Annotated in this window: 9 protein-coding genes; 5 read left to right on the top strand and 4 right to left on the bottom strand. The window is 62.2% G+C overall.

The features are described from left to right. A complete protein-coding gene (locus L2Y96_RS00105) occupies positions 1-897 on the top strand; it encodes a hypothetical protein (protein WP_247330890.1) in 897 nt (298 codons plus the stop codon). 88 nt (positions 898-985) lie between these two features. Beyond that, a complete protein-coding gene (locus tag L2Y96_RS00100; protein WP_247330888.1) occupies positions 986-2083 on the top strand; it encodes an acyltransferase family protein in 1098 nt (365 codons plus the stop codon). A gap of 50 nt (positions 2084-2133) precedes the next feature. Here L2Y96_RS00100 and L2Y96_RS00095 read toward each other — a convergent pair whose 3' ends face one another. Beyond that, positions 2134-2361, bottom strand: coding sequence for a hypothetical protein (locus tag L2Y96_RS00095; protein WP_247330886.1), 228 nt, complete (start codon positions 2359-2361; stop codon positions 2134-2136). Between the two features lie 102 nt (positions 2362-2463). Continuing rightward, positions 2464-3528 (bottom strand): PA0069 family radical SAM protein, encoded by a 1065-nt coding sequence (locus L2Y96_RS00090; protein WP_343218429.1) that lies wholly within the window; start codon positions 3526-3528, stop codon positions 2464-2466. A gap of 190 nt (positions 3529-3718) precedes the next feature. Between L2Y96_RS00090 and L2Y96_RS00085 the strand changes: the two genes are divergently transcribed. Next, positions 3719-6196 (top strand): autotransporter outer membrane beta-barrel domain-containing protein, encoded by a 2478-nt coding sequence (locus tag L2Y96_RS00085; protein WP_247330882.1) that lies wholly within the window; start codon positions 3719-3721, stop codon positions 6194-6196. A gap of 102 nt (positions 6197-6298) precedes the next feature. Here the strand turns inward: L2Y96_RS00085 and L2Y96_RS00080 are convergent, their stop codons facing one another. Both L2Y96_RS00080 and L2Y96_RS00075 read right to left on the bottom strand, forming a co-directional pair. Further along, positions 6299-7963 carry an MFS transporter gene (locus L2Y96_RS00080; RefSeq protein ID WP_247330881.1) on the bottom strand — a complete coding sequence of 555 codons (1665 nt, stop codon included), beginning with the start codon at positions 7961-7963 and terminating at the stop codon, positions 6299-6301. Positions 7964-7975: 12 nt separating this feature from the next. Further along, positions 7976-9454, bottom strand: coding sequence for a hypothetical protein (locus tag L2Y96_RS00075; protein WP_247330879.1), 1479 nt, complete (start codon positions 9452-9454; stop codon positions 7976-7978). Between the two features lie 172 nt (positions 9455-9626). Here L2Y96_RS00075 and acs point away from each other — a divergent pair, with 172 nt between their 5' ends. After that, the gene (gene acs / locus L2Y96_RS00070) at positions 9627-11567 is read left to right on the top strand and encodes an acetate--CoA ligase (RefSeq protein ID WP_247330877.1); all 1941 of its coding nucleotides are present in this window, start codon (positions 9627-9629) and stop codon (positions 11565-11567) included. Beyond that, on the top strand, positions 11564-12223 hold the full coding sequence (locus L2Y96_RS00065; protein WP_247330875.1) for a response regulator transcription factor: 660 nt from the start codon (positions 11564-11566) through the stop codon (positions 12221-12223). The genes acs and L2Y96_RS00065 overlap by 4 nt, the downstream gene beginning before the upstream one ends. Positions 12224-12247: the final 24 nt, after the last annotated feature.

Here is a 12247-nt window from a genome sequence, read left to right as displayed (position 1 = left end):
ATGAACATTTCGACTTCTGGCGATCCGTCGCTGCTGAGGCGCCGCCGCTTCGCTTACATCATCGGCGCAATTATCACGGGCGTGATCGCCCTTAGCATTCACGTCTTCGTGCTTTCCGCACTGAACATACCAACGCCTCAAACTGGACCATCGACAGGTTTTCTTGTGTGGCTCGACAGTATCGGAAGGGTGTTTGGGATACTGCTGGTCTGCCGATACACGATGGAAGGTCTCTGGCAGAGAGGCTGGAGCGTCGCCAAAGCCTCGCTTGCTCCATTCGTGCTCTTTGCGATGTTCAGCGAATCGCTGATCCGCATGCCCGTGATGAACGGCGTGGTGTCCGAGTCACTCGCCTACCCGTTGATCGCGGGATGGACCAGCTTGCTCCCCTTGCTGGTCATCTTCGCTATCTGCGCTGTGGTCGCAGCGCGCATCAAGGATCCACGGTGGCTGCTTGTCGCGGCTGTCGCCATCTGGGCGTGGGTTAAGTACGTTCTCGCCGTGCCACTGAAGGTACTCATGGCGACGATTCTTTCGCACGCCGCAACGCTGGCAAGGCCTGAGATCTACTCACCGCCGTACGACTGGCACGTCTATATACCGGCGTATATCACTTACGCCGAACCTGTCATCGGCGTGTTCCTTTTGCTCGCACTTATGTGGGATCGCCTGCCCGGCCGTACGGCTCTCCGTTGCGCCATGATGGTACTCATACTCTTGCTGGCGAAGAGCCTTGCTATCGGGCCGTTCGCCTATGCGCTTTCAGCACCGGAAGGCTCCCGTCTCGTGGCGCTGCTTTCGATGGGGCAGTTCAGCCTGGAAATGATGGCGCTTATTCTTCTTGCCATCGCGACGAGGATGGTTGTGCGATCGGTGGGCCAGCCGGCACGCGAATAAGGCGCTGACCAAGCTATTGGCCTACGACAGCGTGCATCACTTGCCCTAGAGTGGACGGTTCGTACCGTCATAAGACACACGGCAAGGCATGACCCACTCGGTTTTCCCGGACGTTCCGGCACCTCAACCCGCTCGCCAGCATTTCCCGGCCCTGGATGGGCTGCGTGGCGTCGCGGCACTCGCCGTGGTGGTGTTCCATTTCATGGAAATGGTCGTCGGCAATTACAGCCAGCTGTTCATCGGCCATGGCTGGCTGGCGGTGGATTTCTTCTTTTGCCTTTCCGGCTTCGTCATCGGGTACGCCTACGACGATCGCATCGGGTCGATGGGGCTATCGAAGTTCGCGAGGGTGCGGCTTATCCGCCTGCATCCGATGGTGGTGTTTGGCTCGGTGCTCGGGCTTATTGCGCTGTACGCGGATCCCTTCCGTGCCACACCGCTCAACCTGAGCCCTGGCCAGGTCAGCCTGATCTTCCTGGCATCGGTTTTTCTGATTCCCTACCCGGCCATGCAGGAGCGCAGCTTCTGCCTCTTCAGCCTGAACTCACCGGCGTGGTCGCTGTTCTGGGAATACATCGCGAATATCGTCTACGCCCTGTTCCTTTGCCGGCTGGGACGGCGCGCCTTGGTCGTGGCCACGGTCATTGCTGCCGCCATCCTCTGTGCCGTCGGCTACACGAAGGGCAACCTGTGGGCGGGCTTCAACGGTGAGACGTTCTGGGTCGGTGCGGCGCGGGTGAACTTCTCGTTCCTCGCCGGCTTGCTTGTTTACCGGTCCGGGTTCCTGATCAAGACACGGCTGGGATTCACCGCACCAGCCGTGCTGCTTGTCCTCGCACTGATGTCGCCTTATGCCACCGGTGGGTGGATTCGCGAAGCCGTTGTGATCATGGTCGTCTTTCCCGTCCTGGTGATGCTCGGGGCGGGTGTGACGCTCAACGAGCGTTCGAAGCGCTTCTGCAAGCTCGCCGGCGATATCTCGTATCCGCTTTATACGACGCACTACGCGGTCATTTATGCGTTCGGCAATTATGTTGATACGAGGCATCCGGGCACTGCCGAGCTTTCACTCGTGATCGTCGGTGGCGTGATTCTTACCGTCGCGTTCGCCTACGTGGTGATGCGTTGCTATGACATTCCGCTACGCAGCTATCTGAGTCGCTTAACGCAAAAGCGGGAAAGCTAGTCAGTTGCTCCATGGGGCAGGCTCTGGCATCGCCCTGACCTTACAGGGAGTCATTTCCGAACGTTGCCAAGAATGCACAACAGAACGCCCAGCGAAGCTGCCGAAATGGCCCAGATCCCGCTGACTCCCGCCTCTCTGTGAAGCTGCCACAGGAAGATGCCGCCAATGAACAAGAGATTGCCCGTTCCTTCGGCCCAGCCAATGGGGCGGTTTCCGACCTGGAATAACTTCCCGTCGTCGCGATTTATCCGACGCCGCAAGTCGTCCAGATAGCTCATCACTTCCTCTATTCGTTATGGCCGCTCAGGATCGGAAGCGAATGAAAGAGCTTAAAGCAAATCAACCGTGTCGCGGTGTATCGCTAAGTGGGCTGGCCGAACTTAGAATAACTCCCCCTGCGGCGAATGAATCCGCGGCGCCACGAACTTCGACGTATCCAACACCGTATCCCAGGCCCGGTGAAGCCCCGCCTTCCTTGAGGCCACCTGCACTCGCTTGCGAATAATATCCGCGAAGATGCCCTGCCCGCGCATACGCGTGGCGAAGTTACTGTCGTAATCCTTTCCGCCATTCATCTGCTGAATGAGGCTAATGATATGCGCGGCCTTGTCCGGGTAGTGCACATCCAGCCACTCACGGAACAACTGCTTCAACTCATGCGGCAAACGAATACACGTGTAGCCAATGGAGTTCGCACCATTGGCAGCAGCACGTTCGATGATCCCCTCGACATCCTTCTCGTTCAACGCCGGAATGATCGGCGCCACCAAGACGCCCACGGGAATACCGGCATCACGCAATGCCTTCACCGCCTGCAACCTGCGATGCGGCGCCGACGCTCGCGGTTCCAGCTTCGAAGCAAGCTTGTTATCCAGCGAGTTGATCGAGATAAAGACCTGCACCAGGTTGCGCTCGGCCATGGGCGCGAGGATGTCGATATCCCGTTCGATCAACGCGTTCTTGGTGACGATGGTGCACGGGTGGTTGCACTCGTTAAGCAGCGCCAGCGCCGCCCGGGTAAGGCGCCACTGCTTTTCGATCGGCTGATACGGATCGGTGTTGCTGCCAATGTTGATCGGCTTGCAGGTGTAGTTCTTCTTGGCCAGCTCGTCGCGCAGGATCTCGGCCAGGTTCACCTTGGCGAAGAGCTTCGTTTCGAAGTCGAGGCCGGGAGAGAGGTTGAGGTAGCCGTGCGAGGGGCGGGCGTAGCAATAGATGCAGCCGTGCTCGCAGCCCCGGTAGGGATTGATCGCCTGGTCGAAGCCTACATCCGGCGAGTCGTTTCGTGACACGACGCCGCGAGCGAGTTCCTGTGCCACGGTGGTGGCCGGGCGGCGATCATCTTCCTCGCGGTACCAGCCATCGTCCTCGGCCTGGTACCGGGTGGTCTCGAACCGTCCCTCCGGGTTGGAGGCGGCACCTCGCCCCTTATGGGCGCGGATCATGGGAATGGGCTGCGTCATTGTACAAATGTACAACAACGCGATCTCAATGCACGCGATTCGTGGTGCGGTCGGCAGTGTTCGCCCAAAGGGCCCAATAGGCCAAGGCAGCTGCCCCTCGGTGTGAGATTTCGGCTTTTTTGTTGCTTATTGCCAGAACACCGGCACGGGCGACTATGTCCTGGATTTGCTGATGAACAAGATCTCTTGCGTTACCTGGAAGATACGCGCGGCGCTTGGCGCCTCCCTGGCCATGGGCATCGCCCCCTCGGCGGCCGCGCAGCACCTGCCATTCGGAGGTCCCGGTGACGCCACTGGTGACACTACCGCCCTCGACCCCTCGATTCCCTATATCGCTGACGGCATCTCCGGGCCGCTCGACCTGGACATCGGCGCTCATGACCTGCACCTCACCGCGGCAAACGGTTCCTACAGCGGGACGCTCAGCGGCGCAGGTGGTCTATACGTGCTCGGTGGTGAGCAGACTCTCACCGGCCGCAACACGTATGCCGGTGGCACCACGGTGCGCGACGGCGCGACCGTGGCGATCGACCACGCGGCCGCCCTCGGCACCGGTGCTATCACCCTCGACGGCGGCAACCTCACCGTGCTGCAGAGCATGACGAGCGATCGCCAGGTCACGTTCGGTGCGAAGGGCGCCAGCATCACGACACTGGATGGCGTGACGCTCCACGAGCAAGGCGACCTGACCGGCGAGGGCGGTCTGGTCAAACTCGGCGGCGGCACGCTCGTCGTCAGTGGCCGCAATACCTTCACCGGCGGCACGCTGATCGAAGGCGGAGTGATCCACATCGACGAAGGCTCGTCGCTCGGTAGCGGTGCCGTCGTGCTGAAGGGCGGCATGCTCGAGACCGCTGCTGCGCTCGTCACGGACCAGCCCATCTTCAGCAGCGGGGATTCGGGGGTAGGCGTAGGTGACGGTGGATCAGCTGAGTTAGGCGGCGATCTGGTCGCTGGCGGTGGCGATGCGTGCTTCGCCAAATCAGGTGAAGGCTCGCTACGCCTCAGCGGCCGAGCTCGCCTGGGTAGTGGCACGTGTGTCACACAGGGTGATCTCAGCGTGGATGGCCACCTTGAGAGCACGCTTGTGCAGGTGAATCGGGGCGCCGCACTGCATGGCGTTGGCGTAATCACTGCACCGGTCCACGTCGACGGCCGGCTCGGCGGCGGAGATGCGCCGGGCACACTCACCATCGTCGGCGACGTCACGTTGCGCTCCACGGCCACGTTGCAGGTCGACATCGACGGTGTCGGCAAAACGAACGGTGCGAACAATTACTCACGTGTGTTCGTGGAAGGTTCGGGGCACCAGTTCATCGCGGGCGGGACGCTGGCCCCGACGCTTCGCGGCCTGGCGGGTGATGCCACCAACACGTACACGCCGACGCTGGGTACAACCTACCGTATCGTCGAGGCGGAAGGCGGCATGGTAGGACGCTTCACGTCGATCACCCAGCCGACGGAAGGCCTCGCGGCAAACACGCGTTTCCTGGCGTTCTATGGGCTCGACGGCGGGCGCGCGATCGATCTCCGCGTGGCCCCGGTGTCTTATGCAACGCTGCTCGGAAAGGCGGCTCGGCGCAACTTCCGCGCCGTGGCGAGTGCAATCGATACCCTGATCTCGAAACAGGATGCCGGCACCGCTACGGATACGCAGAGCGACGTGCTGTATATCGCGTCCTCCCTCCGCGCAAGCCAGATCGGAACGATGGTGAACCAGCTTACGGGCGAAGTGCATGCAGCCGAAGCCGCCGCGGCGCGTGACGCAGGCCTCGGCATGCGACGTGATGTTGCAGACCATCTGGCCACCGACGGTGATTCTCGCGAGGCCGCGCATCGTGTATGGATGAACCTCGGACGCGACGGCAGCCACACCGGGTCTGATCAGCAGGCGAGCGGTCACGACACGCATACGAACCGCAGCATCGTCGGTTTCGATCTGTACGCCGGGCACAGCACGGTACTCGGTGTAGCCGCGTCTCATAACATCACGAGCACAAACGCGCACATCGGTTCGGGTCGCATCCGTGGAAGCTCGGGCATCGTGTACGCGCAGCAGGTGCTCGGTGGCTTCGTCCTCGATGCGATGGCGGCCCGTGGTACCACCCGTTGGAGCACGCGACGCGCTGACCCGTTCGGACGGGCGCAGCTCACCTCGCGGAGCTCCGGCCTGGATACCCTTGCCAGCGCGACGCTGCGCATGCCCACGCAGACGAACGGCGGACACCGCATTGAGCCCTACGTGAGCGCAACGTGGCAGAAAGTCGAGCGCGACGCGGCCACTGAGCGCGGCGGATCGGTGGCGGCACTCTCGCTGGGCAGGCTCGCTGCCAGTGGCACGCGTGTCGCTGCGGGTGTCACGCTAGGCTCGCGCGCGGATGATCCGCTCGCCAGCACGTTCACCTGGCGCGCCAGCATGGCGCTTGGTGCCGACACAGCCGGGTTGCTCAATCCGACGGTACGCAACAAGGTGGCGGGTCTACCGTTCGATACTGCTGCGCCGGGTGTCGGCCGCGGATTCGCGCAGCTTGATGCGAACGGTACGGTACGCCTTAGCAAGCAAGCCTACGTTTACGGCGGCATCAACACCGATGCGCGATCACATCGTTCGGTCCTCGGCGCGACAGCGGGCGTTCGCCTGGCATTCTGACCGAGCTACCGTATCCGCGATCATCTGGCACACAAAAAGGAAGGCCCGCCATAAGGCGGGCCTTCCTTGTAGGAGCGCGCTTGCGCGCGATCCGCCGCGACCTCAATGCTCCAACGGAGCGTCCTTCGTCTCCCGCACAAAGAACAACCCGACGACCACGGTCATCAACGCCACGATCACCGGATACCAGAGCCCGTAATAGATATCGCCTTTCCAGGCCACCAGCATGAAGCCGATCGTGGGCACGAAACCACCAAACCAGCCGTTACCAATGTGGTACGGCAAGCTCATCGACGTATAGCGGATACGGGTCGGGAACATCTCGACCAACCACGCGGCGATCGGGCCGTAGACCATCGTGACGTAGATGACCAGGATCGCCAGAAGGATCACCAGCATCACGTAATTCGATTGCGCAGGGTCTGCTTTGGCCGGGTAGCCCGCGGTCTTCAGCTGGCCATCCACCTTCGCCGTGAACTCCTTGCTCTGCGCGGTAAACGCAGCCTTGTCCATGCCCGCGCCTTCGAAGGACTCGATCACCTGGTCGCCGATCTTCACGGTGGCCAGCGTGCCGGCCTCGGCGGCGGCGTTGCTGTACGGGATGCCCTTCTTCGCCAGCACGCTCTTCGCCACGTCGCACGAGCTGGTGAAGGTGTGCTTGCCCACCGGATCGAACTGGAAGCTGCAGGCGTTCGGATCGGCCGTGACCACGACCGGTGCATTCGCTGCAGCGGCTTCGATCGCCGGGTTACCGAAGTGGGTGAGCCCCTTGAAGATCGGGAACATGGTGAGCGCGGCGAGCAGGCAACCGGTAAGCACGACGGTCTTGCGGCCGATGCGGTCCGAGAGCCAGCCGAAGAACACGAAGAACGGGGTGCCAATGAACAGCGCGCCAGCGATCAGTAGATTCGCGGTGGTGGCATCGATCTTCAGGCTCTGGGTCAGGAAGTAGAGCGAATAGAACTGGCCCGTGTACCAGACGACGGCCTGGCCGGCGGTAGCGCCAAGCAGGGCCAGGATCACCAGCTTCAGGTTCTTCCACTGGCCGAAGGCTTCGGTCAGCGGTGCCTTGGACTGCTTGCCCTCGGCCTTCATCTGCTGGAACACCGGCGACTCATGCAGCTGCATGCGGATGTACACCGACACACCGACCAGGATCGCGGAGATCAGGAACGGTACGCGCCAACCCCAGGCATCGAAGGTATCTGCGCCCAGGCCCAGACGGGTGCCCAGGATGACCAGCAGCGAGAGGAACAAACCGAACGTCGCGGTAATCTGGATGAAGCTGGTGTACAGGCCACGCTTGCCGTCGGGTGCGTGCTCAGCCACATAGGTCGCCGCGCCGCCGTATTCACCGCCCAGTGCCAGGCCCTGTAACAGGCGTAGCAGGATCAACAAGACCGGTGCCGCGACGCCTATCGTCGTGTAACCGGGTAGCACACCCACAAGGAACGTGGACGTACCCATGATGATGATCGTGACCAGGAACGTGTACTTGCGCCCGATCAGATCACCGATGCGGCCGAACACAATGGCACCGAATGGACGGACGGCAAAGCCCGCGGCGAACGCCAGCAGCGCGAAGATGAACTGGCTGGTGTCGTTGAGGCCGGTGAAGAACTGCTTGCCGATGGTCGCCGCGAGCGAGCCATACAGATAGAAGTCATACCATTCGAATACCGTGCCCAGGCTGGACGCGAAGATCACGCGTTTGTGGCTGGTGGCGATGGTGCCGTCGGCACGCATGCCGGATGCGGTGGTGGCCATGCATGCTCTCCGTTAGAACCGGTACATCGCGTTGAGGGTGTACTCGTTGCCGGTATCCGTCTGGCGGCCGAGTCCGTTGGTGGTCGTCGAATTGAGCTTCGCGTGGATCAGTTCACCGCTGAAGTCGAACGGGCCGGTGGTGTACTGCAGGCTGATCGCTTGCTGCTGGTTCTTCAGCAGGCCGGCCGTGTTCGCAGCGCGCCAGCGCAGCACGTCGCCTTCGTCGGGCTTGCTCACGGAAGCGAACGCGTAAAGGGTCCAGTGCTTGTCGAACTTGTAGCCCGCCTGCAGCCAGCCGCCCTTGTCCTTGATATCCCCAAACTGTGACAAATCGCCGAACATCTGGCCGATGGCATTACCGGTGTAGACGGCGCCCTTCAGGATGAAGTTGCCGGGCATCCACATACCACCCAGTTCGACGGCGGTGCTCTTGATGTTGCCCTTGATCGGGGTGACCGTATTGCCATCCACGCCGTGCAGGTCCAGACGGCTGTAATGGCCACCCAGGAAGACCTGCCAGTCCTTGCCCTTGGCGGTAATGCGCGCCTGGATCTGCGGCTTGAAGCCCGTGTTGCCGGCGGTGAGGAAGTTGTTCGTGGAGCCCGGGCCGTTCCAGCCGCCTTCGTAGGCACCCAGGTCGAACCGCCACTTCACGCCTTCCGAGCCGTGGTTCAGATCCTGCATCCACACCACGCCGGGATAACGCCAGCCGATCACGCCACTGCCGTAGCCCAACGGGAAGGCGATATGCGAGAGGGATTGCGGGATGTAATCGAGCGGGAACAGCAGCTGCCACATCTGGCCGATGCGGAACGTGGTGCCCGAATCGACGTTGCTGATATCCATGTAGGCCTGGCGCAGGCGCTGTTCCGGCTGTGACGCCGCGTAAGCACCGGTGCCGTTAAAGCCACCAAAGAAGTCCATTTCGATACGACCGGAGCCGGTCCAGTTCTCATTGAACTTCGCACCGGTGAAGTCGAGCCAGAAGCGTGTGTTGCGCACGTCCACGCCGGTGATCGAGTTGGCCTTGCCGGCGGCGCCTGGCAGCGGGTATTCCGCGTTCTGGCCGTTGCCGTACTGGTAGTTGCCATCCTGCTTGAAGCCACTGACATTGATAAAGCCATGCAGGGCCAGCGAGACGCCGGGCGCGGTGCCCGTGCTGAAGGCGGGCTTGGCCGGTACCGCAGCGACGGTCTTCTCGACCTTGGTCACCTTTTCTTCGGTGGCCTGCGATTGCGTCTGCGCGGCCTGGGCCGTGGTCGTGGCCTCCGTGGTCGCGGTCTTCTGTTCCTGGATCATCGCCTTCAGCTCGGCCAGCTGCTGTTCGAGCTGGTTGACGCGCTGTTCCAGCGCGGCTTCGCGGCTACTGGTCTTCTTTGCTTTCGTCGACTGAGCGTGGGCCATGTCCGGCATGGCCGCCATCGGCACCATAAGCGCGCAAGCAACGCTGAAGGCGATGGCCTTGCGGCCACCGGAATGCGTGGTCTTCATCAGTGGTCTCCCCAACCCTTGGCAGGCCGAGAATGTGACAGCCCGGCCCGGGCATCCATTCGCCAAAGGTCGAACCTCGACCAAAGTCGTAAGACCGGCGCATCCGGATGTTGCGCCGCGACGTTACACTCGGGGCCTACGCCCCACGAACCTTTGTTACGCAGGAGCCAGCATGTCCGAGATCCACCCGGTTGACCCCGCCTTCGCCGAAAAGGCGCGTGTCCGCAAGGACGATTACCAGCGCATGTACGCGGAATCGGTCCAGGATCCGGAAGGCTTCTGGAAGCGCATGAGCGAGCGCCTCGACTGGACCAAAAAGCCTACGAAGATCAAGGATGTCTCCTATGATCCGGCCAACCTGCACATCAAGTGGTACGAGGATGGCGAGCTCAACGTGGCCGCCAACTGCCTCGACCGCCACCTGGAGAAGCGGGGCGACAAGACCGCCATCATTTTCGAAGGCGACGACCCGAATGAGACCCGAAAGCTCACCTACCGCGAGCTCCACGGTGAGGTCTGCCAGTTCGCCAACACGCTGAAGAACCTGGGCGTGGCCAAGGGCGATCGCGTGGTGATCTACCTGCCGATGATCCCCGAAGCGGCGGTGGCCATGCTGGCCTGTGCCCGCATTGGTGCCATCCATTCCGTGGTGTTCGGCGGCTTCTCTCCCGATTCGCTGGCCAGCCGCATCGCTGATTCGAAGGCGAAGCTCATCGTCACGGCGGATGAAGGCTGCCGCGGCGGCAAGAAGATCCCGCTCAAGGCCAACGTGGATGAGTCGCTCACCCGGCCGAACACCAACAGCGTCGAGACGGTCATCGTCGTGAAGCGCACGGGTGGGGCGATCAACGTCCAGTCGCCGCGCGATCGCTGGTACCACACGCTGATGGAAGGGCAGTCCACGGATTGCCCGCCCGAACCGATGAACGCGGAAGACCCGTTGTTTACCCTGTACACCTCGGGCTCCACCGGCCTGCCCAAGGGCGTGCTGCATACCAGCGGCGGCTACCTCACCTACACCAGCCTTACCCATGAGCTCGCCTTCGACCTGCGCGAAGACGATATCTATTGGTGCACGGCGGATGTGGGCTGGATCACCGGCCACAGCTACGTGGTTTATGGCCCGCTGGCCAACGGTGCCACCGTGGTCATGTTCGACGGTGTGCCGAACTACCCGGATTTCAGCCGGTTCTGGCAGGTAGTCGATAAGCACCAGGTCACGCTGTTCTACACCGCGCCTACCGCCATCCGCGCGCTGATGCGCGAGGGCGATGGCCCGGTGAAGAAGACCTCCCGCAAGTCCTTGCGCATCCTGGGCACGGTCGGCGAACCGATCAACCCGGAGGCGTGGAACTGGTACTACCGCGTGGTGGGCGAAGAGCGCTGCCCGGTCGTCGATACCTGGTGGCAGACCGAGACCGGCGGCTTCCTCATTACGCCGTTGCCGGGTGCGATTGACCTGAAGCCGGGTTCGGCGACCCTGCCGTTCTTCGGTATCAAGCCCGCCATCGTCGATGCCGAGGGCAAGGTGCAGGAAGGCGCTTGTAGCGGCAATCTGGTCATCACCGATTCGTGGCCGGGCCAGATGCGCACGGTTTATGGTGACCACCAGCGCTTCATCGATACGTATTTCAAGGCTTACCCGGGTAGCTACTTCACCGGCGACGGCGCTCGCCGCGACGAGGATGGCTACTACTGGATCACCGGCCGCGTCGACGATGTCATCAATGTGTCGGGACACCGCATCGGTACGGCCGAAGTGGAGAGCGCGCTCGTCGCACACGCCAAGGTCGCCGAAGCGGCGGTCGTGGGCTGCCATCACGACATCAAGGGCCAGGGCATCTATGCCTTCGTCACCCTCAATGCCGGCGAGGCCGGTAGCGAGGAGTTGAAGAAGGAACTGATCGCCGGCGTGCGCAAGGAGATCGGACCCATCGCGGCGCCGGATTACCTGCAATGGGCGCCGGGCCTGCCGAAGACACGTTCGGGCAAGATCATGCGCCGCATCCTGCGCAAGATTGCAGAGAACGCTCCGGATCAGCTGGGCGATGTGTCGACGCTCGCCGATCCCGGCGTCGTGAAGAACCTGGTGGAAGAAAGACTGATCAAGTGAGTGACGTACTGATCGCCGATGACCATCCGCTGTTCCGCGACGCCTTGCAGCGCGCGGTCCTGGCGGCCCTGCCGGATGCCACCGTGCATACGGCAGATAGCGTGCCTGCACTGTTCGCGCTCATCGAAACGTTGCCCGAAGCCGACCTTCTTTTGATGGACCTGCATATGCCGGGCGCGCGCGGTTATTCCGCGCTCGCCCATATTCGTGGGCAGTATCCGGGTTTGCCGACGATCGTCGTGTCGGGCCACGAAGAAGCGCAGGTCGCCAGGCGTGCGCTGGCCCACGGTGCATCGGCCTACATTCCGAAGTCGGCGGCGGTTGATGACATCGTGGAAGCGGTGCGTACCGTGCTCGATGGTGATGTGTGGCTACCGCACCAGCTCATGGGTGGCACCGTTGAGCTCAAGGCGGACGAGGCCGATGTGGCAGCCCGTGTGGCGTCGCTCACGCCGCAGCAGTTTCGTGTGTTGAACATGATCGCCGAAGGGCTGCTCAACAAGCAGATTGCCTACGACCTCGGCGTATCGGAAGCCACGGTGAAAGCGCACATGACGGCGATCATGCGCAAGCTTGGTGTATCCAACCGCACGCAGGTGGCGCTGGCTGCATCGCATCTGGACGTAGAGAAAGAATCGATCCCCGGTCCCTTGTAGAAGCGCGCGAGCGCGCTCCTACAA

It is taken from the genome of Luteibacter aegosomaticola (genome assembly GCF_023078475.1).
Classification (GTDB): Bacteria; Pseudomonadota; Gammaproteobacteria; order Xanthomonadales; family Rhodanobacteraceae; genus Luteibacter; species Luteibacter aegosomaticola.
This window is presented reverse-complemented; position numbering and strand designations above follow the sequence as displayed.